This window comes from Pseudomonas sp. BTN1 (genome assembly GCF_001907715.1).
Taxonomy (GTDB): domain Bacteria; phylum Pseudomonadota; class Gammaproteobacteria; order Pseudomonadales; family Pseudomonadaceae; genus Aquipseudomonas; species Aquipseudomonas paracarnis.
On sequence record NZ_MPBM01000038.1, the window covers coordinates 104164 to 124270 of the forward strand.

Annotated in this window: 15 protein-coding genes; 7 read left to right on the forward strand and 8 right to left on the reverse strand. The window is 58.0% G+C overall.

All coding sequences use genetic code 11. The features are described 5' to 3' along the window. Nucleotides 1-2 precede the first annotated feature (2 nt). Both BMH52_RS19115 and BMH52_RS19120 read right to left on the reverse strand, forming a co-directional pair. On the reverse strand, nucleotides 3-875 hold the full coding sequence (locus BMH52_RS19115; RefSeq protein ID WP_073844695.1) for a transporter: 873 nt from the start codon (nucleotides 873-875) through the stop codon (nucleotides 3-5). A 99-nt stretch (nucleotides 876-974) separates the two neighbouring features. Further along, nucleotides 975-1946 (reverse strand): helix-turn-helix transcriptional regulator, encoded by a 972-nt coding sequence (locus tag BMH52_RS19120; protein WP_032903049.1) that lies wholly within the window; start codon nucleotides 1944-1946, stop codon nucleotides 975-977. Between the two features lie 227 nt (nucleotides 1947-2173). Between BMH52_RS19120 and BMH52_RS19125 the strand changes: the two genes are divergently transcribed. Next, the gene (locus BMH52_RS19125; protein WP_060767806.1) at nucleotides 2174-2686 is read left to right on the forward strand and encodes a GNAT family N-acetyltransferase; all 513 of its coding nucleotides are present in this window, start codon (nucleotides 2174-2176) and stop codon (nucleotides 2684-2686) included. Between the two features lie 292 nt (nucleotides 2687-2978). Here BMH52_RS19125 and BMH52_RS19130 read toward each other — a convergent pair whose 3' ends face one another. Further along, nucleotides 2979-3686, reverse strand: coding sequence for an aspartate/glutamate racemase family protein (locus BMH52_RS19130; RefSeq protein ID WP_073844697.1), 708 nt, complete (start codon nucleotides 3684-3686; stop codon nucleotides 2979-2981). A 212-nt stretch (nucleotides 3687-3898) separates the two neighbouring features. Between BMH52_RS19130 and BMH52_RS19135 the strand changes: the two genes are divergently transcribed. After that, nucleotides 3899-4570, forward strand: coding sequence for a DUF3313 domain-containing protein (locus tag BMH52_RS19135; RefSeq protein WP_014718489.1), 672 nt, complete (start codon nucleotides 3899-3901; stop codon nucleotides 4568-4570). Between the two features lie 53 nt (nucleotides 4571-4623). Here BMH52_RS19135 and BMH52_RS19140 read toward each other — a convergent pair whose 3' ends face one another. Further along, nucleotides 4624-6024 (reverse strand): DUF1254 domain-containing protein, encoded by a 1401-nt coding sequence (locus BMH52_RS19140; protein ID WP_073844699.1) that lies wholly within the window; start codon nucleotides 6022-6024, stop codon nucleotides 4624-4626. Nucleotides 6025-6138: 114 nt separating this feature from the next. Then, nucleotides 6139-6492, reverse strand: coding sequence for a response regulator (locus BMH52_RS19145; protein WP_014718487.1), 354 nt, complete (start codon nucleotides 6490-6492; stop codon nucleotides 6139-6141). A gap of 262 nt (nucleotides 6493-6754) precedes the next feature. Between BMH52_RS19145 and BMH52_RS19150 the strand changes: the two genes are divergently transcribed. The 5 genes from BMH52_RS19150 (at nucleotide 6755) to BMH52_RS19170 (ending at nucleotide 13322) form a co-directional block, all read left to right on the forward strand. Then, the gene (locus tag BMH52_RS19150; protein WP_073844701.1) at nucleotides 6755-10252 is read left to right on the forward strand and encodes a response regulator; all 3498 of its coding nucleotides are present in this window, start codon (nucleotides 6755-6757) and stop codon (nucleotides 10250-10252) included. Next, the gene (locus tag BMH52_RS19155) at nucleotides 10253-11083 is read left to right on the forward strand and encodes a protein-glutamate O-methyltransferase CheR (protein ID WP_019817062.1); all 831 of its coding nucleotides are present in this window, start codon (nucleotides 10253-10255) and stop codon (nucleotides 11081-11083) included. Continuing rightward, the gene (locus BMH52_RS19160) at nucleotides 11080-11679 is read left to right on the forward strand and encodes a chemotaxis protein CheB (RefSeq protein WP_014718484.1); all 600 of its coding nucleotides are present in this window, start codon (nucleotides 11080-11082) and stop codon (nucleotides 11677-11679) included. Before BMH52_RS19155 ends, BMH52_RS19160 begins: the two co-directional genes overlap by 4 nt. Further along, nucleotides 11673-12866, forward strand: a complete 1194-nt coding sequence (locus BMH52_RS19165; protein WP_020302773.1) for a hybrid sensor histidine kinase/response regulator — start codon at nucleotides 11673-11675, stop codon at nucleotides 12864-12866. Before BMH52_RS19160 ends, BMH52_RS19165 begins: the two co-directional genes overlap by 7 nt. Before the next feature lie 78 nt (nucleotides 12867-12944). After that, nucleotides 12945-13322, forward strand: coding sequence for a response regulator (locus BMH52_RS19170; protein ID WP_005788286.1), 378 nt, complete (start codon nucleotides 12945-12947; stop codon nucleotides 13320-13322). A gap of 108 nt (nucleotides 13323-13430) precedes the next feature. Here the strand turns inward: BMH52_RS19170 and BMH52_RS19175 are convergent, their stop codons facing one another. The 3 genes from BMH52_RS19175 to BMH52_RS19185 all read right to left on the reverse strand — a co-directional run bounded on the left by BMH52_RS19175 (nucleotide 13431) and on the right by BMH52_RS19185 (nucleotide 19992). After that, nucleotides 13431-16709: a hypothetical protein gene (locus BMH52_RS19175; protein WP_073844703.1), complete on the reverse strand. Its 3279-nt coding sequence runs from the start codon at nucleotides 16707-16709 to the stop codon at nucleotides 13431-13433. Nucleotides 16710-16830: 121 nt separating this feature from the next. Beyond that, the gene (locus tag BMH52_RS19180; RefSeq protein WP_143192536.1) at nucleotides 16831-18453 is read right to left on the reverse strand and encodes an ATP-binding protein; all 1623 of its coding nucleotides are present in this window, start codon (nucleotides 18451-18453) and stop codon (nucleotides 16831-16833) included. 39 nt (nucleotides 18454-18492) lie between these two features. Next, nucleotides 18493-19992 (reverse strand): ATPase domain-containing protein, encoded by a 1500-nt coding sequence (locus tag BMH52_RS19185; protein WP_014718480.1) that lies wholly within the window; start codon nucleotides 19990-19992, stop codon nucleotides 18493-18495. Nucleotides 19993-20107 lie beyond the last annotated feature (115 nt).

Below are 20107 nucleotides of genomic sequence, written 5' to 3' on the forward strand. Positions count from 1 at the left end.
GGTCAGAACACATGCACGAGGCGCAACAGCGCTTCGGTGCCGGCATAACCATTGGAAGCCGCAACGTGTTGCGAAAGGCTGACCATCAGTTGGTTCTGCCGGTCGAGCCAGTGCCCGAGTTCGAAGCCCACTTGGGTGTAGCGCTTGTGGGTATCGTCGAGGCGACGGTTGTTGAGGCGCAGGGCGCCACCGTCGGCCTGGATCAGGCGCAATGCGCCGTAAGTGGCGGCGCTGAAGTCATACGAGGCAAAAGCCTGCAGGCGATACAGCGGGGCTTGCTTGAGTTCGCTGCCGAAGTAATCGTCATTGCGGCCATAGAGCTGGGCTTCCAGGTTGGCTTCCAGCACCCATTTCTCACCGATACCGTGGGTGTAGTTGTAGACAAAGGTGGCGCCCCAGCGATTGGCACCGGGGGACACGTCCGGGTTTTGGCTGTGGTACTCACCTATCGGCACAGTGATCAGGCTCAACAAGCCGCTGTAAGTGCGCGTCACCGGATCGTTGACGAAAAACAGCGTGCCGCCCACCTGTGGATCGCCCAGGCCGCGCTCGCGGCTGCGCTGGTTGGCGCCGGGTAGGCGTGCGCTGATGTCGGCAAAGGGCAGGATGAATTGCGGCGTGCACAACGTGCCGCAGGCGTCGGTGAAATACACCTGACGGTAGGCCACGGCGTTGACCCTGAGGTCGGCCTTGCCGGTGCTGTCGGCGGGGCCATGGAAATCGCTGGCACGGGTGGCGGGCAGGTACAGCACACCCAGGCGGGTGCCCGGTGGGGCGGCGAAAAAATCGCGCGCGTTGAGGTCGGCAGCCTGGCTGTCGAGGCTGAACAGGCTGGCGCACAGCACTGTCAGGTTACGTAGGCACGTTGAAGTCATGGCGAAGCGTCTCGTGTTAGAGGAGGCCGGAAAATGGGCAACAGCAGCCCGTGACCGTAAAAAACGACCGTGGCAAAACCGTGGGAGAAGCGGGCAGGGTCAGTCGGGCGGGGCGTGCACCAGGTGCGCTATGCGCGCCTTGTCCTTGACGCCGAGCTTGGCGTAGATGGCGCGAATATGGTGGCGCACGGTATTGGGCGAAAGGCCAAGGTCGCGGGCCACTTCCTTGTAGGTCTTGCCCTCGCCGAAGCCTTGGGCCACGTCGTTTTCCCGTGGGCTGAGCTGGGGCAGGGCACGGTTGAGGCGCGCGGCCAACAGCAATTGGTCGCCCACTGGGGACGCCTGGATGTGGATGCGCTTGCCGTCATACCCGCGCTCATCAAGCGGCACCGGCAGGGTGGGGCCACACCATTGCGGCCATTCGCTGAGCAGCAGGTCGACAAAACCGCGCTCGGCGCATTGCAACACACCCCGGGGGTCGCACACCGCCAGGGCCAGATTGCGCGGGCTGGCCAGGGTTTCACGCATGGCCACCAAGGTGCGGATCTGGTTTGCCGAGACCGCCGCCACCAGGTGCAGCATCAGGTTATTGAGCAACTGGCAATCCTGCACGTTGAACGTGGGCGCAGTGGGCTGGCGGTAGAGCGTCAGGTGGTGGCTGAGGTGGGTTTGCGGGTCGATATGGATGACACACAGCAATTCACCTAGGCCGTGGCGTTGCGCTAGCCAGTTCAAGGCGCTGCCGCTGGCGGGGTCGCGCATATCGATAATTACTGCCTCGCCAGGCGAGGCATGCACCCGTGCAACGGTCACGTCCAGATGGCGGATTGACTGCCAGTCCGCCAGGTAGTCGGGCGGCAACTGGTAGAGGTAGCTGTTGTGCTCTTGCGGCAGACCGTTGATGACAGCCGAGCGCCCCCACCAGGCACTGTCGAAGGCGAGCAATTGGCTGACGCGTGCCAGGGCATGGCACTGGAAGTGTTCGATGTCCTTGTGTTGGGCCAAGCGTTGCAGGTCCAGGGTCAGGGTGCTGAAGGCCTGCAACAGGCCCGAGTAATCAAGGCGGCTCATGGGTATTCCTCTGTGGGACTTTTTTTGTTGTTCTCGTCACAGGGTGAAGGCCGAAGTGTCGGGTTGACGGGGCAGGGCCTGAGCTGAGTATCGGCGCTGCGCATAGGGATCGCCATCGTTCAGATGCAGGATGGTGCTGGTTGGCTGGTAAGAAAACGCCCGACTCGTCAGCCAGGCGCTTAGCCTCTACACTGGCCCGCCACTTGTCTTTCAAAGGATGAAATGCAATGCACCCACCTGAACCGTCTATCGTGATCCAGCGTTTTACCGAGGCCCACCTGGAGGGCGTCGCCGCGCTATACAACGAGCCGGCTGTTTGCCGTCAGGTGCTGCAAATGCCTTTTCAGTCGGTTGAGATGTGGCGCAAGCGCCTGGTGATGGATAACGAGCGGCGCCTGCAACTGGTGGCGTTGCATGGCAGTGAGGTGATTGGCCAATTAGGGCTTGAGCAGTACCTGCGCGTACGCCAGAGCCACGTTGGTTCGTTGGGTATGGGCGTGGCGCCCGCGTGGCAGGGCAAGGGTGTCGGTTCGCGGCTGTTGGCGGCCGCGCTGGAGGTGGCCGACAACTGGATGAACCTGCGCCGTGTGGAGCTGACGGTCTACGCCGACAACGAGCCTGCGCACAACCTGTACCGCAAGTTCGGCTTCGAAGTGGAAGGGCGGCTGCGCGATTACGCCCTGCGCGACGGTATGTTTGTCGACACCCTGAGCATGGCGCGCCTGCGCACGTCGGCTTGATCCTGTAAGCATAGGGACTACACAACTTGGTGTGTCAGTTACGGAGTCTTTGACTGAACCACCGCTTTCGCGGGCAAGCCATAATGCCAGTCAGTTAAGCGCAGATCTCCTGTGGGAGCGGGCTTGCTCGCGAAAGCGGTGGGTCAGTCAGCCTCGATGTTTGCTGGGCCGACGCCTTCGCGAGCAAGCCCGCTCCCACATTTGACCTTCGCTGCTTTGAACACTTCGTTCGCTTAACTGACTGGCATTAGGGCAAGCCAGCTCCCACACGGGTCATGCATTGCTCACAGAATCAGCGCCCGATACAGATGCCTTGTAAGGCAAACCCCACTGCGGCCTGCGCATGCAGCGCGGTGGTGTCCAGCAGCGGCAGGGCGCTGTGTTCGGGCTGGATCAGCAGGCAGATTTCCGTGCAGCCAAGAATAATCGCCTGAGCGCCGCGTGCGGCGAGAGTCTGGATCGCCTGCTGATACACCTGGCGCGAGGCGTCGCTGATGACGCCCACGCACAACTCTTCATAGATGATTCGGTGCACCGCCTTGCGTTCATCCGCGTCTGGCACCAGCACGGTGAGCCCCTGGCCGGCGAGGCGCGATTTAAGGAAATCCTGCTCCATGGTGAACGCGGTACCCAACAAGCCCACCGTCAAGGTCCCGGCCTCCAGGGCCGCAGCCGCCGTGGCATCGGCAATATGCAGGAAGGGAATCGACACTGCCGCCTCAATGCGCGGTGCCACTAAATGCATGGTGTTGGTACACAGCACCACACAATCAGCCCCCCCGGCCTGCAAGCGTCGCGCGGCATCTTCCAGGATCAGCGCGGTATCGTCCCAACGCCCGGCATGCTGAGCCTGTTCCACCGGGCCGAAATCCACGCTGTACATCAACACTTGCGCCGACCGCAGCGGGCCGAGCTGGTCGCGCACACGCTGGTTGATAAGGCGGTAATACTCGGCGCTGGACTCCCAGCTCATGCCGCCGATAAGGCCGATGGTGCGCATGTGGTGCTCCGGACAAAAAGTGTGGCTTCACCTTACCCATTGAAGGCGGATGAGTCATACGCAGTTGCCAGCCAATTCACCGGAGCAGTTCAAATAACCTTGATCAACGATCACTTCTGATCAATACCCGGCGCTAAATTAAGGTGCGATGCCTCAACATTGGCTATACCTACCACTCGTTCTTACGATGATGCTCGCCAGGGAGTTCAATAATGAAACTAAGGCTAATGATCGGCACACTGTGCGTCGCTTCGCTCGGTATGGCCGGTTGCGCCAGCAAGGTGGTGCAACCGAATGAGTATTCAGGGTTTCTTTCCAACTACAGCCAGCTCAAGGAGGCCAAGTCACCCTCGGGGGCTGAGGTGATGCGCTGGGTTGATCCACAACTGGATTTGAACCGTTACACGGCGGTGTACATCGAGCCCACCCAGTTTTACCCCAAGCCCCAGGCCACTTCCCGCATTCCAGAGAGCACGTTGCGGGGAATCAACGACTATTACAACCAGGCGCTCAAGCGCGAGCTGGCTCAGTCATTGCCCGTGGCCAATGCCCCTGGCCCTGGAGTGATCGTGGTAAGGGCGGCGATTACCGCCGTGAGCAGCAAGACCGAGAGCCTCAAGCCTTATGAATTTATTCCCGTCGCCCTAGTGGCTGCGGCAGTGAGCACCGGCACCGGCATTCGCGACCAGGAGACCACCCTGGGCACCGAGGCGCAGTTTCTCGACGGCGCCACTCATAAAGTGCTGGCCCAAGTGGTGCGCAAAGGCACCGGCAAGCCGCTGGCTAATGACTCCCAAGTGATGAAGGCCGACGATGTGAAAAGCGTCATCGATGGTTGGGCGTCGGACCTGCACCAGTCCTACGTGAAGCTGAAAAAACACTGAGTCAAAAAAAGCACGGCGGGTCATCACCCGCCGTGCCTTTTTTTTCGCCGAGCTTATTTAAGCGGCGTCAACGCTGGTAGCTTCCACTGGCCGCCAGCGACTTCAGGCTTGGGCAGGTAAATGCGCAACACCGCGTAGAACGGGCCGGGCGGGGCCGGCAACCAGTTGCTCTGCTCAGCCTTGGGAGGTTCGTGGTGCTGCAGCGCCAGGGTCAAGCCACCATCGGCATCGAGCTTGAGGGTCGGCAGCATCTGCGAATTGATCAGGTAGCGCTTCTTGTGATTCGGCACCAGCAATTTGGTCTTTGCGTCATACATCGTCAGTGACCAGAACGCATCGGCCGGCGGCAGCTGGTCCTTGGCAAAATGCACGGTGTAGCTGTGGCGTGCACCATTAGCCGGCTTACCCTCGCTGTCGATGACGTAGCTCAAGTGCGCGGCTTCATCACTGGAGTTGCCGAACATCCCCAGCTCGGCACCGGCGTAGCGGTACAGGTAGTTGTTTTGCAGGTGGTCGCGGCTGCCGTACAGGTCTGCGTCGGTCACTTGGTGGGTATCCACCTTGGCCTTCTTGAACGCGGCGAATTCGGCGCGGCCATCGGCGATGCCGTCCTCCAGGGCCTTGCGCTGCTCGGTAGTCAACTGCTTGACCTTGAACGGCGCGCCTGGGGCGATACCGATCTTGGCAAAGCGTGCCAGCAGATCTTTTTCGCTGTCCTGGGGCGCGGCGAAGGCCAGCATGAAGTTCAGGTAGCGAAACAGCTGCGGGCCTTCGGTCATGGTTGCCATCGGCTTGGGCCATTGGATCTTCGGCACAGTGGCAGGCGCGGGTTGCTTCACATAACTGCTCAGCGCCTGCACCTTGTAGCCACTCTGGACCTGCTTGACCTTGCCCAGGTCTTTGTCATCAAACAGCTGCGTGCGGTAAAGGGCGTAGGCGATGTTGCTTTCGCTGTAGACCACACGGTCGATGTCCACCGGCTGCTGACCTTTCCAGTCTGGCCCGGCGATCATGTAGTGGCCGCCGTTATTGCCAGTACTGCGGGTGCCCAGGTAGGCAAAATTATGTGTATAGAGGTCGATCAACTGCACCGAGTAATAGCGCTTGTCTTCAATCTTGGGCAGGGTCAGCACCAGCGGCTCTTTACGCAGGTCCATCCACACGAACGAGTAGGGCGTGTCGACGTTGGGGGTGGTAACCGCGTTGTCCTTGGGGGTGAGCACCTGGGCGCCGTTGTCGATACGGTTAAACGGCGCCTTGAAGTGGGCACCGCCTTTATCAACGGCCTGGGTGTAGAGCGTCTTGTACATCTGCACCACCGGGAAGCCGTACAAGTAGGCTTCCTTGGCAATGGCCCTGGCTTCGCTGGGGCTTGCGGTGAAGTCAGCCCAGGCGCCGCAGCTTATGAGTATCGAGAGGCTCGCCAACAGCAGGCGCGTCGGTTTTCCAATCATGTTGTTGCGTCCTTCCTGAGTGCTATCTGAGAGCGTGGCGTGAAGGCGCTGAGTTTCCTGTTTTATTGGCCGGTCGTCACGTTAATCTCTGCAAAGGACGATGAGGAAGGGGCGTTAGAGCATGGATTTGACTTTGTCACGCAATTGATCAATGGAGAACGGCTTGCCAATCACCTGCATACCGGCGGGCACATCAATGTTTTCGGCATAGCCGCTGGCAAACAGGATAGGCAGGGTAGCGCGCAGTTCGCGGACTTTGGTTGCCAGTTGTTTGCCGTCCATGTCGGGCAGGCCGACGTCGGTCATCATCAGGTCGATGATCTGGTCGGTATTTTGCACCTGCGCCAGTGCTTCCCCAGCATCCGCGGCTTCGAGCACCGTGAACTCCAACTCTTCGAGGACATCGACGATCAGCATGCGCACGATGGCGTCGTCTTCGACTACAAGGATGGTGGAGGTGTGGGACATAGTGAACTTTCCTGAACAGTGAGAGCGCTGGGCTTAAAGGCAACTAGATTGTGAGTAATAACAATGCCAGCAAGTTCCGAAGCAATTGCTGGCATTGTGACCTTAGCGGCGCAAAAAGTCCCGTCCGCTTGCGTGTCGACTCACCAAGGTACCGGCGCTATGCGCTTGACCGCATCCGCTGTCAATCAACGCACAAACATAGCGTTGAGCGATGTTATTCGGGCAAACTTGCGGTTTTCCCGCATTTGGCCAAGGCATGCCCATGACACCCGCGTCGTCCGTCGATGAAAAAAGCTTTCGTACCCTGCTGAGCCGGAACGTGGCCCTGCCCTTGGGCGTGGGCGTGCTCAGCGCGGTGTTTTTCGTCTGCCTGATTACCTATTTGCTCTCGGTGATCCAGTGGGTGGAGCACACCGACCGCGTCATTAACAACCTCAATGAGACGTCCAAACTGACGGTTGACCTGGAAACAGGGATGCGCGGGTTCCTGATCACCGGTGACGAGCACTTCCTTGATCCGTACGAAGTGGCCAAGCCGCGGATCATTGCCGACCTGCGCAATCTGCAAGACCTGGTAGCCGACAATCCGCAGCAGGTTGACCGGCTCAAGCGCTTGGAAACCTTGCAGACCGAATGGAACACCTACGCGCAGTCGATGATTGAGCTGCAGCGCAACAGCGGTGATTACCGTGGCGCGGTCAAGGCGGGCCGGGGCAAGCGGCTCACTGATGAAATTCGCAAGGAATACGAAGACGCGGTGGCGATGGAGCAGCAGTTCCGTATCACCCGTAACGCAGAGGTCACCCGCACGACGGTGATCAGTGTCACGCTGTACTTGGTGTTTGTACTGGGGTTGAGTGGTTTTCTGGCCTACATCGGCAGGAAGAATTTAATCTCACTTTCAAAGAGTTACAGCGCAAACCTCGCGTCACAACAGAAGATTGCACGGCGCCTCGAGCAAACCGCCTGGCTGCGCAATGGCCAGACCGAGCTGGCCGAGCAAGTACTCGGCCAACTGACCCTGAACATGCTGGGACGCAATATCCTGCAATTCTTCGCCCAGTACATGGGCTCTGCGGTCGCCGCGCTGTACGTGCGTGAAGAACACGGCGGCCTCAAGCGCGTGGCCACGTATGGTTTCTCCCGCGAGCAGGAACAGCAAGAACAGTCGATCTACAGCGACGAAGGCATCGTCGGGCAGGCCGCTCAGCTCAATCGTCTGATTCGCCTGGACGATGTGCCGGTGGATTACTTCAAGGTCAGTTCCGGTCTTGGCGAAGGGGCCGCTCGCAGCATCCTGGTGATGCCGACCAGCGATGATGACCGTGTCAACGGCGTAGTCGAGCTGGGCTTCCTGCGCCCTCTGGATGAGCGTGATATCGAACTGCTGGAACTGATCGCCGGCAATATCGGCACCTCCATCGAAGCCGCGCGCTATCGCCAGCGCTTGCAGGAAGTGCTGGCCGAGACCCAGCAACTCAACGAAGAGCTGCAAGTGCAGCAGGAAGAGCTCAAGACCGCCAACGAAGAGCTCGAAGAGCAATCGCGCATCCTCAAGGAGTCCCAGGCTCACCTGGAAACCCAACAGGCTGAGCTTGAACAGACCAACGAGCAACTCGCCGAACAGACCCAGACCCTGGCCGAACAGCGCGACGCCATGGACCGCAAGAACATCGAGCTGAACCAGGCCCAGCTTGAGCTGGAAGACCGCGCCGATGAGTTGCAGCGCTCCAGCAAGTACAAATCCGAATTCCTTGCCAACATGTCCCATGAGCTGCGCACACCGCTCAACAGTTCGCTGATCCTGGCCAAACTGCTGGCGGATAACCCGCAGGAAAACCTCAGCGCCGAGCAGGTCAAGTTTGCCGAGTCGATCTATTCGGCCGGCAATGACTTGCTCAACCTGATCAACGACATCCTGGATATTTCCAAGGTCGAAGCCGGCAAGCTGGAAGTGCGCCCGGAAAACGCCAGCGTCGAGCGCCTGGTGGATGGCCTGCGTGGCATGTTCGAGCCGCTGGCAATGGACCGCAAACTGGGCTTCCAGGTGGACGTGCAACAAGGCTCGCCAACCCTGCTGTTTACTGATCGCCAACGCCTGGAGCAGATCCTCAAGAACCTGTTGTCCAACGCCATAAAGTTCACTGAACAGGGCGAGGTCAGCCTGTCGGTGTCCCGCGCGCCGGGGGAGGGCATTGCCTTTACCGTGCGCGATTCCGGCATTGGTATCGCCCCGGATCAACAGGAAAGCATCTTCGAAGCTTTCCGCCAGGCCGACGGCACCACCAATCGCCGTTACGGCGGTACTGGCCTGGGCTTGTCGATTTCCCGTGACCTGGCCACCTTGCTGGGCGGCTATATCAGTGTGACCAGCGAACCGGGCAAAGGCAGTATTTTCACGCTCGTATTGCCTGAACAGTATGTGGAACGCGACGAGGCCGCGGCGCCGATCGAGCCACCGCGCCAAGTGGTGGTCGCGCCGGCACCAACGCCCGTCAAGGTATCGCCGCTGCCGGTGGCTGACGCCGAGTTGATCCCGCGCTTTGCCGATGACCGCGAAAAAGCGCCGTTCAGCACTCGCTGCATCCTGGTAGTGGAAGACGAGCCGAATTTTGCGCGCATTCTGTTCGATCTTGCCCACGAGCTGGGTTACCACTGCCTGGTCGCCCACGGTGCCGACGAGGGCTACAGCCTCGCCGAGCAATACATCCCCGACGCGATTCTGCTGGACATGCGCCTGCCCGACCACTCAGGACTGACTGTGCTGCAACGCCTCAAGGAACACGCCAACACGCGCCACATCCCGGTGCACGTGATCTCTGTGGAAGACCGTGTCGAAGCCGCCATGCACATGGGTGCCATCGGTTATGCGGTCAAGCCCACCACCCGCGAAGAGCTCAAGGACGTGTTCGCGCGCCTGGAAGCCAAGTTGACCCAGAAGGTCAAGCGCATCCTGCTGGTGGAAGACGATGACCTGCAGCGCGACAGCATTGCCCGCCTGATCGGCGACGATGACATCGAGATCACTGCCGTAGGCTTCGCCCAGGAGGCCCTCGACCTGTTGCGCACCACCATCTACGACTGCATGATCATCGACCTCAAGCTGCCGGACATGCTCGGCAACGAGCTGCTCAAGCGCATGGCCACCGAGGACATCTGCTCGTTCCCGCCGGTGATCGTCTACACCGGGCGCAACCTGACCCGGGACGAAGAGGCCGAACTGCGCAAGTATTCACGCTCGATCATCATCAAGGGGGCGCGCTCGCCCGAGCGTCTGCTGGATGAAGTCACGCTGTTTCTGCACAAAGTCGAATCCCAGTTGTCCCATGACCGCCAGAAGATGCTCAAGACCGCCCGCAGCCGCGACAAGGTGTTCGAGGGGCGCAAAATCCTCTTGGTGGACGACGACGTGCGCAATATCTTCGCCCTGACCAGCGCCCTGGAGCACAAAGGTGCTGTGGTGGTGATCGGGCGTAACGGCCAGGAGGCTATCGATAAACTCAATGAAGTCGAAGATATCGACCTGGTGCTGATGGACGTGATGATGCCGGAGATGGACGGTTACGAGGCCACCGCCTTGATCCGCCAGGACCCACGCTGGAAAAAACTGCCAATCATTGCCGTGACGGCCAAGGCCATGAAGGACGATCAGGAGCGTTGCCTGGCAGCAGGCTCAAACGATTACCTGGCCAAGCCGATTGACCTGGACCGCCTGTTCTCACTGATTCGCGTATGGCTACCGAAGATGGAACGCATTTAAGTGGAGCAGTGTTTCTTGGATAAGAGTAGCGATATTGAGCTGCGCCTGTTGATCGAGGCGATTTACCTCAAGTACAGCTACGACTTTCGCGACTATTCGGGCGCGTCGGTCAAACGCCGTGTGGCCCATGCCTTGCGTCAGTTCGACTGCGCGACCATTTCCGCACTGCAAGAGCGCGTGTTGCACGACCCTGCGGCGTTCATGCAGTTGCTGCAATTCTTGACCATCCCGGTGAGCGAGATGTTTCGCGACCCGTCGCACTTCCTCGCGATTCGCCAGGAAGTCGTGCCGCTGCTCAAGACCTACCCGTCGATCAAGATCTGGATCGCCGGCTGCAGCACAGGCGAGGAGGTGTACTCCATGGCCATCCTGCTGCGTGAAGAAGGCTTGCTGGAACGCACCATCATCTACGCCACGGACATCAACCCGGCGTCGCTGGATAAAGCCAAGCAGGGCATCTTTTCCCTGGAGAACGTGCGCGCCTATACCGCCAATTATCAGCAGGCCGGCGGGCAACGTTCATTTGCCGACTACTACACAGCAGCTTACGATTACGCGATCTTTGACAAGACATTGCGCGAGAACGTGACCTTTGCCGATCACAGCCTGGCGACCGACAGCGTATTTTCAGAAACGCAATTAATTTCATGCCGTAACGTATTGATTTATTTCAATAAAAAATTGCAAGATCGAGCGTTTGGCTTGTTTCATGAGTCGCTGTGTCATCGCGGCTTTTTGGTGCTGGGCAGCAAGGAAACCCTGGATTTTTCCGCCTACAGCAAGCAATTCGAGCCCTTGGTCAAGCAGGAACGGATTTACCGAAAATCATGAGCGACGCGCCAGACACCTCGATTTCGGGGATCGAAGCCATCGTCGTCGGCGCGTCCGCCGGCGGCGTCGAGGCGTTGCTGAGTATTTTCGGCCAGTTGCCCAGTACCTTCGGCCTGCCGATCATTGCCGTGCTGCACCTGCCGGACGAGCGCCGCAGCCAATTGGCGGAAGTCTTTGCCCGGCGCCTGAACATCCCGGTCAAGGAGGCAAGGGACAAAGAAGCGCTGGAGGCGGGCACCTTGTACTTTGCCGGGCCCGGTTATCACCTGTCGGTAGAGCAGGACCGCAGCCTGTCCCTGAGCCAGGAAGACCGGGTGCACCATTCCAGACCCGCCATCGACTACCTGTTTTCCTCGGCGGCCGATGTGTATGGGCCTCGCCTGCTCGCCATTTTGTTGACTGGCGCCAACCAGGACGGCGCAAGCGGGCTGGCCCACGTCAAGCAATCGGGTGGCATCACCATCGTGCAGGACCCACAAGAGGCACGCATTGCCGTCATGCCCCTGGCGGCCCTGGCCTTGCACACACCTGACCATATTCTTTCCTTGAGCCGAATCGGCTCATTGCTGGCTTCCCTGGAACCCTTCCCATGTTAAGTACTGTCCAGGCCAAACTGCTGATCGTCGACGATCTGCCGGAAAACCTGCTGGCCCTAGAGGCGCTGATCAAGCGTGAGGATCGCCAGGTCTTCAAGGCATTGAGTGCCGATGAGGCGTTGTCCCTGTTGCTGGAACATGAATTCGCCATGGCGATCCTCGACGTGCAGATGCCTGGCATGAACGGGTTCGAGCTGGCCGAACTGATGCGCGGCACCGAAAAGACCAAGAACATCCCCATCGTGTTCGTCAGCGCCGCCGGGCGCGAACTCAACTACGCCTTCAAGGGTTATGAGAGCGGCGCGGTGGACTTCCTGCATAAGCCCTTGGATATCCATGCGGTCAAGAGCAAGGTCAATGTGTTCGTCGACCTGTATCGCCAGAGCAAGGCGATGAAGCTGCAAGTCGAGGAACTGGAGCGTAGCCGCCGCGAGCAGGAACTGTTGCTCACGCGCCTGCAGGCCACTCAGGCCGAACTGGAACAAGCGGTGCGCATGCGTGACGACTTCATGTCGATTGTCGCCCACGAAGTGCGTACACCCCTGAACGGGCTGATTCTGGAGACCCAGTTGCGCAAGATGCACCTGGCCCGGGACAACGCCGCCGCGTTCACTCTGGACAAGATGCACGCCATGGTTGACCGCGATGAGCGCCAGATCAAAAGCCTGATCCGTCTGATCGAAGACATGCTTGACGTGTCACGCATCCGTACCGGCAAGCTGTCCATACGCCCGGCGCGTTTTGACCTGGCGCAGTTGGTGCGCAACCTCGTGCACAACTTCGAGCCACAGGTCGCCGCGGCTGAATCGTCGATGCAGTTGGTGGCAGACGAGCCTGTAGAGGGCCACTGGGATGAATTCCGTATCGAGCAGGTGATCACCAACCTGCTGACCAATGCCCTGCGCTACGGCGCTAAAAGCCCGGTGGATGTGCGGGTGTATACCGAGCATGGCGAGGCGCGCGTCGAAGTGCGCGACCGTGGCATTGGTATCAGTGAAGACAACCAGAAGCGCATTTTTCAGCAGTTCGAACGGGTTTCCGCCAACCATGCCGCCGCCGGCCTGGGCCTGGGATTGTTTATTTCCGAGCAGATAGTAGCGGCCCATGGCGGCACCATTGAGGTGGAGAGCCAGATAGGCGAGGGCGCCTTGTTTCGTGTGTGCTTGCCCCTTGAGGCGACCGCGTGAAATCAATCGTCAGCTCGACGCAACCTCTGCGTGACCCCATGGTCGTAACTGCAGCAATTGACCGGACAAAGGCTTCCCATGAGTGAAGATGCACAAGATGTCGTACTGATCGTCGAGGACGACGAATCCATTATGTTTGTGCTGGGTGAGTACCTGGCAGGCTTGGGCTACCGGGTCTTGAAGGCGATCGACGGGGAGCAGGCCTTCGAAATCCTTGCGACCAAGCCGCACCTGGACTTGATGGTCACCGATTACCGCCTGCCGGGTGGAATTTCCGGGGTGCAGATCGCTGAGCCGGCGCTCAAGCTGCGACCGGAACTGAAAGTAATCTTTATCAGCGGCTATCCGCAGGAAATTCTCGACTGCAACAGCCCGATCACGCGCAACGCGCCGATTTTGGCCAAGCCGTTTGATCTGGATACGCTGCAGGAGCATATCCAGCGTTTATTGGCGTGATGATTCAAACGAGACGCGCAAGTTTTGTGCGATAGCAAAAGTTCTTCTCGAACCACCGAGAAGAACCTTTTTGAGGTATTGCGCGTTTTTCCCGCTTGACGACATCCTTTATGCCGAAGGCACGAAATCCTTCAAGGGAAGACCAAACGGCTGTTTACTGACAGGGTCAAGGGCATACCATTTGCCGTTTTTCTGGGTGGCAGCGATTGCTATTGTTGTCCCTTGCATGTTGGCGTTGCCTATTGTGGCGTTCTCAACGTTCCTGAAGATCTTTACAGGGTCATACTTGATTTTAAACGAAGGTCGATTATTCCGTCCGGGACCACTGTTCGCCAAGGACTTTATACCTTCTTGCACGAAGCCTAACGCAATACCCTTTGGATCGATAGGGTTGAGCGCGCTCAGTGTGCCGCGCACCAGTTTTTTTGCGGTACTCCCAAACGTAGACGAGGCCGCCCTGAAGCCGGCGCCAGCAGCCCTTGCTGCTCCACCGGCACCGGCGAGGATAAAACCGAAAGCATCAAAAGCCAAATCGGTGAGGCCCTCGCGCCAGTTTCCGTTGATAAAATTTTTGATAGCGTTAAAACCCGGAATAAGCCCGGCTACAAAATCTACAATTTTTTCATAGAAAGGTACTTCACCGTCGAATGTAGTAGTACCCCGCAGTGACTCTGCGTACTGGCGAATACCGATTTTTTTTACCATGGCATCAGCAATGTACTGCGTTTTTTCGCTGGCGAAGCTGTTAGGGGCATCATTGACCAAGTCGGTGGACCAGGCCGAAAGAACGTTATCCCTGTAATTACCATCAGGGGCGAGGGGGACAAGGCGCTTGGAATTAATCTTATCGTCCAGAATGGCACCTGGGATTTTGCTGTTCAAATCGACACGTTTTCGAATGGTATTCTTTGCGCTGTCGATTTCATAGGTATGGGTGCCTTTATTGCCTTGTGCATCCACAAACTCGCTTTGTAAAAATATACTGGTCGGTGACGAGTCTTTTCTTTTTTGTACCTGCGAATAAGCTTCGTACGAAACATCAACTTCTTTAGAAATTGTAATCTTTCCATGCTCAATGATCTTCCGGTCCTCGACAGGCAGACTGGAAATCAAATTCTTGACCTGCGTTTGCGTAGCCTGTTCAAAGCGATCAAAATGTGTTTTGAGATCTTTTTCAAACCAGTGCGCTACGACGCTGCTGGATTGCTTCTCAAATTTGATGTTGCTGAGAACGAAATCTTTATCGCTGGAGTCGTAGCGAGTTAAATCAATGTCCTCGAGAGTTTTATCGGAATGGAGAAATATGTCCAACAGTGAGTAGGGGCCTGGAAATGACAAAAATTCGGATTCCTTTGGTGTCAGCACCTTTTGTTTGATTTGCTCTTCCGATAAGTGTGGATTTTGCGATTGTATGCTGGCCACTGCCCTGTCATGAAGATCAGGGATCTTCATCGCAAACGTATCGGAAGCCTCACTCAACAAACGCACCTGATCATTGTACGCAGAACGTACAGCCTTCATGTCTTCTTCTGAATATTGATCTGTACTGCTCCTGACCAACACACCATTGTAAACGCCCCAGTCTTTTAGGGCATCCGTTTGAGCCTGCTGTTCAACCAGTTTGTCTGCCAGCGTTATAGGTGCCAACTCATGTCGCATCATGACCTGTGAAAACGTCATTTTGCTGGTTGAACCAGGGGCCTCAGCCTCTATACGGGCTACTGCCGTAGCGAAGCTGACCCAAGAGTGGGTGCCCTTGGTCAATGTTTCGGGTATGTCTTTGACCAGGAGTTCCGGAGCCTTGCGGGCCAATAGAACTTCCATGGCCAGCACGCCGTTGTAATGGTTCGTCACTCCGTTTTCACGCAAGTGATCAGACAGCGTGGCGTATATGTGCCGGGCGTTCATTCCGGAGAGGTTAATGTTGGCCAGGTCGAAGCCTGCAACTTTAGTCCTGTTCGAGTCGGGTGAAGTTGCGTTGATGCTGAGGGGGTCCAACGAGTCGTAGAGCGCTGTCAACATCCAATCGGCGATCACGTTAGGCGATGCAATTTCGCCAAGTTCACGTTCAGCGGCGAGGGCGAATTTCTGAACATTGGAAAACCCGAGGATTCTGTCAATAGCGCGACTACGATCTTCGCGAAAGTCTTCGGAAAGACCCTGCTGATAATCAATTCCACGGGTCAAATAGGCGAGCAAGTTGTTTTCTGGCTGGCCTTCCAAAAACTTACTGGTCATGGCGGCAAGTGCACGCCGATCTTCACTGCTCATCGGCGTTGGCCATGAGTGCGCTCCACTGAGATTGCCATGCGCCGGTGCTTCAATTGGCCGACGTGTCAAAGACTGCGCAATGTCCTTTAACTCCGATGCATTGGTTGGAAGTACTATGCCATGCCCTACGAGGTAGTCGCGCAGCGTCACAGCCACGTTCGGCCACAGTTTGCTGTCTTGAAAATATGAAGAGGCAGGATCGATTTGGATCGCAGTATTCAGCGCAACCTGCATCCGCTCCTCAACAACTTGTTTGTACTTTGCGTGAACTTCCTCGGATGCATTTGGGCCAGGGAGAAACTGCTTCACATTAATATCTACTATCTCTGCGATTTTTGGTATTGCCGCAATCACAGTACTTCGGTTGTTCAGATCACCCAGTTTAGACGCTTGGCTCTTCAGGAGTTCTTGGGTGGGGATATCGAAATTTTCAGCGAAGAGGTTATATTTATCCTGCCACCCGTTGAGGTGCTGCACGATGAATGCCCGCTGCTCTGAAGGCGACGGATCGCTGTCAAAAGGCAAGGTATGACCATGAAACTGAGCGATTTCCGCGATCTTCGCAGTGGTCGCAGTGGCCGTGGGGTCCAGGCTTACAACGTTGCCGGAGCCCGCCAGCGTTTTAGCAGCGCTCTCGAGCAGGGGCCAATCAATAAAGCTTTGAATATCGGAGGATTCGACTTTTGGCTCGCCGATGGGCCTGAACGGCGTAAAATCGAAGGCATTTCGGGGTTCGGCGCGCAGGGTGGTGAAACCGATGGTACCGCTGGCGACATTGATGGTGATCTCTTTTGAGAGGTCTACGTTATGCTCTTTGGCCCAGCCCTTGAACGCTGGACTTTTCAGGAGGTTAGCCAACAGCGTACGCGACTGCATAAAGGACGAATCGCGCGGGATATCTTCAACGGTGTGCTCCCGAACGTTTTGGCCATCCTCGGGAAATTGTTTCAAAGCCTGGTTGTACAAACGGGCTAAATTATGATCCGCCTCTTCGTGGCGGGGCCCCGGCGTTAGCTCTATTGCCAGCTCTAGACGGGCAGGCTGCGGTTGTGGGGCGGCCTTTGCCTGATCGGTCGTGTACAGCTGGCGCAGGTGGGAGTTGGAAATAGCAGTCATCAGAAATATTCCTGGTCGAAGTGGGTAATACGTTGTTCGCCAACGTATGTGGAAAAAAACTCACATCGATTCCATCTGCTGCCTGCTAAACCGTGACGACTTATTGCCACATGTGGCCGCTCTACGCCTGGATCATCTCCCGCACCTTGGCCGTCAACAAATCAAACGTAAAAGGCTTGGTGATCAGTTGCATCCCCGGGTCCAGGAAGCCACCCCGCACCGCGGCGTGCTCGGCGTATCCGGTAATAAACAATACTTTGAGTTCCGGACGAATCTGCCGGCCGATTTCCGCCAGTTGTCGGCCGTTCATCCCCGGCAAACCGACGTCGCTGATCATCAGGTCGATGCGCTGTTCGGATTCAATGATCGGCACCGCCGCATTCGCGTCCCCAGCCTCGATAAACCCGTAACCCAGTTCTTTGAGCACCGCGCTGACCAACACCCGAACTGCGGGATCATCCTCGACGATCAACACCGTTTCCCCTGCATTGGCAAACGGCAGCAATGTCGGGTTGAGCGGCTCCTGAGCTTGGGGCTCACCGATAAAGCGCGGCAGGAACAAACTGACCGTCGTACCTTTGCCGACTTCGCTGTGGATGGTCACATGCCCACGAGACTGGCGAGCGAAGCCGTAGATCATCGACAGCCCAAGACCGGTGCCTTGGCCGATGGGTTTGGTGGTAAAAAACGGATCGAACACGCGATCCATCAGGTGTTGCGGTATGCCGCAACCGTTGTCGCTGACACTCAGTTCTACGTAGTCGCCCGGGGTCAAGGTGCCGTAGGCGGCGGTAAAGACACTGTCGAGGTGACGATTGGTGGTCTCCACGGTCAGCGTGCCACCCGTGGGCATGGCGTCGCGCGCGTTGATCACCAGGTTGAGCAGGGCGCTTTCGAGCTGGTTCGGGTCGGCCTCGGCCGTCCACAAGGCGTCGCTCAGGCGCATGTCCAGGCTGATACTTTCGTTGATGCTGCGTTGCAATAATTCGCCCATGGCCGTGACCAACTGGTTGATCTGCACAGGCTTGGAGTCCAGTGATTGTCGACGGGAGAACGCCAACAGTCGATGGGTGAGGCTCGCCGCGCGGTTGGCCGAGGTCACGCCCAGGTCGATCAGGCTGTCCAGGTCATCCAGTTTGCCCCGGGACACACGTCGGCGTAGCAGTTCCAGGCTACCGATAATGCCGGTAAGCATATTGTTGAAGTCATGGGCGATACCCCCGGTCAACTGGCCAACGGCTTCCATTTTCTGCGATTGGCGCAGGGCTTCTTCATTGTGACGCAGTTGGGCGGTGCGTTCCTCCACTTGCTGCTCAAGCGTTTCCAAAGTGCGCTGGAGACGCAACTCACTCTCGCTCAAGTCAATCAACCGGTCCCGCGCTTCGTACTGGCGCCGTCGACCGCGCAGGGCCGCGCTCACCAGGCTGATCAAGGTGATGGGATGGAACGGCCGCTCCAGAAACGTGACGTTGCCCAGCAAGCCGCTCAGCCGCGTCGAGCCGTTCTGCTCTTTGCCGCCATGCTGGGTCATCAGCACGATAGGCAGGTCGGACCAGGCCGGTTGCTGATGCAACAGCTCGAGTAACGGCTCAAGGTCGACGCCACGCAGTGCCTCAGCCGCAACGATGAGCAGCCCGGCGCCTTGCGTCAGCTCTTCGCACAGAGCGGCCAGGTTGTTGGCGACAATCCCGCTGTAGCCGGCTTCGTTAAGCATCATCAGCGCCAATGAGCCATCGCGGCCCATGGGCGCCAGCACGCTCGGAGACGGGAGACAGGGCCGGCACTAGCCCTCATCCTTGAGCAGAGGGGAGCCGGCACCCATATAGGTTGGAATGCCCCGCAGCACACCCTGGAAGTTATCCAGAGGTACACCTACCGTCATACCGCGGCTGCCGATGCGATATTCACGAATGGTCGACTCGTGGGAGCCCGTTCTTTTTTTGATGACCGAAATGGCCCGGCGAACTTTACCCAGGGCCTCGAAATAACGCAGCAAGATCACGGTGTCGGCCAGGTAGGTGATGTCGACCGGCGTCTGCATGTCGCCGACCAGGCCGTGCTGGGCCACCGTCATGAAGGTGGCTGCACCACGGCGGTTAAGGTATAGCAGCAGTTCATGCATATGCAGGATCAGCGCGTTTTCTTCGGGCATGGCCGCCTGGTAGCCGTTGATACTGTCGATGACCACGGTCTTGATACCGCGCTCATCCACGCAGCGGCGAACCCGGTGGGAAAATTCGCCGGGGGAGAGTTCGGCCGCGTCGACCTGTTCGATCAGCAGGTTTCCGGTGTCCCGTAAGGCGGCGAGGTCGATGCCCATGTTCTTCATGCGCTCGAACAGCAGGCCCAGCTCTTCATCGAAGATGAACAGCGCAGCCTTTTCGCCACGGGCCACGGCGGCGGCAGCGAAGATCATCGAGATCAAAGACTTGCCGGTACCGGCCGGGCCGAGAATCAGGCTGCTGGAGCCGGTCTCGATCCCCCCGCCGAGCAGAGAATCCAACTCCTCGATACCGCTGCTCAAGGTTTGACGGTTGTAACCGCCGCGATGCTCGGCCGCCACCAGGCGCGGGAATACGTGAATGCCGTCGCCCATGATGGTGAAGTCGTGGAAGCCGCCACGGTATTTCTGGCCCCGGTACTTGACTACCCGGATACGCCGACGCTCGGCGCCATAGTTGGGCGTCAGCTCCTCCAGGCGAATCACCCCGTGCGCAACGCTGTGCACGGTCTTATCCAGGGATTCGGTGGTCAAGTCATCCAGCAGTAACACGGTGGCGTCATAACGCACGAAGTAGTGCTTGATCGCCAGGATCTGCCGGCGATAGCGCAACGAGCTTTGCGCCAGAAGGCGGATCTCAGACAGGCTGTCGACCACCACGCGGGTCGGCTTGACCCGCTCTACCACTTCAAAGATCTGGCGGGTGGCTTCACCCAGCTCCAGGTCGGAGGAGTACAGCAGGCTTTGCTGGTGATCGGCGTTGAGCAGGCTTTCCGGTGGGGTCAGCTCGAAGATATGAATATGCTCATCCAAGTCCCAGCCGTGGGATTTGGCACCCTGGCGCAGTTCGTGCTCGGTTTCGGACAGGGTGATATATAAGCAACGTTCGCCGTTCTGCGCACCGGCCCGCAGAAAATGCAGGGCCACGGTGGTTTTACCGGTGCCGGGTTCGCCTTCGAGCAAAAACACGTGGCTTCGCGATAGCCCCCCGGCAAGAATGTCATCAAGACCTTCGACGCCGGTGGCCGCCTTTTCACTCAACAGCTGTTTGGATGTACTCAAGAAGTGCCCTCAGGTCACGTACAAGTAGAGGGGCACGCCGACTGGGACGCGCCATATTCACTTGACCGTAGTGGCCACTAGCGGTTCAACGTTTTGGATGAATTGTACGAAGAGA

Excerpts from the sequence above, each read along its gene's own strand:
- BMH52_RS19115 (WP_073844695.1), bottom strand. The coding sequence starts at position 875 with ATGACTTCAACGTGCCTACGTAACCTGACAGTGCTGTGCGCCAGCCTG.
- BMH52_RS19120 (WP_032903049.1), bottom strand. The coding sequence starts at position 1,946 with ATGAGCCGCCTTGATTACTCGGGCCTGTTGCAGGCCTTCAGCACCCTG.
- BMH52_RS19125 (WP_060767806.1), top strand. The coding sequence starts at position 2,174 with ATGCACCCACCTGAACCGTCTATCGTGATCCAGCGTTTTACCGAGGCC.
- BMH52_RS19130 (WP_073844697.1), bottom strand. The coding sequence starts at position 3,686 with ATGCGCACCATCGGCCTTATCGGCGGCATGAGCTGGGAGTCCAGCGCC.
- BMH52_RS19135 (WP_014718489.1), top strand. The coding sequence starts at position 3,899 with ATGAAACTAAGGCTAATGATCGGCACACTGTGCGTCGCTTCGCTCGGT.
- BMH52_RS19140 (WP_073844699.1), bottom strand. The coding sequence starts at position 6,024 with ATGATTGGAAAACCGACGCGCCTGCTGTTGGCGAGCCTCTCGATACTC.
- BMH52_RS19145 (WP_014718487.1), bottom strand. The coding sequence starts at position 6,492 with ATGTCCCACACCTCCACCATCCTTGTAGTCGAAGACGACGCCATCGTG.
- BMH52_RS19150 (WP_073844701.1), top strand. The coding sequence starts at position 6,755 with ATGACACCCGCGTCGTCCGTCGATGAAAAAAGCTTTCGTACCCTGCTG.
- BMH52_RS19160 (WP_014718484.1), top strand. The coding sequence starts at position 11,080 with ATGAGCGACGCGCCAGACACCTCGATTTCGGGGATCGAAGCCATCGTC.
- BMH52_RS19165 (WP_020302773.1), top strand. The coding sequence starts at position 11,673 with ATGTTAAGTACTGTCCAGGCCAAACTGCTGATCGTCGACGATCTGCCG.
- BMH52_RS19170 (WP_005788286.1), top strand. The coding sequence starts at position 12,945 with ATGAGTGAAGATGCACAAGATGTCGTACTGATCGTCGAGGACGACGAA.
- BMH52_RS19175 (WP_073844703.1), bottom strand. The coding sequence starts at position 16,709 with ATGACTGCTATTTCCAACTCCCACCTGCGCCAGCTGTACACGACCGAT.
- BMH52_RS19180 (WP_143192536.1), bottom strand. The coding sequence starts at position 18,453 with ATGGGCCGCGATGGCTCATTGGCGCTGATGATGCTTAACGAAGCCGGC.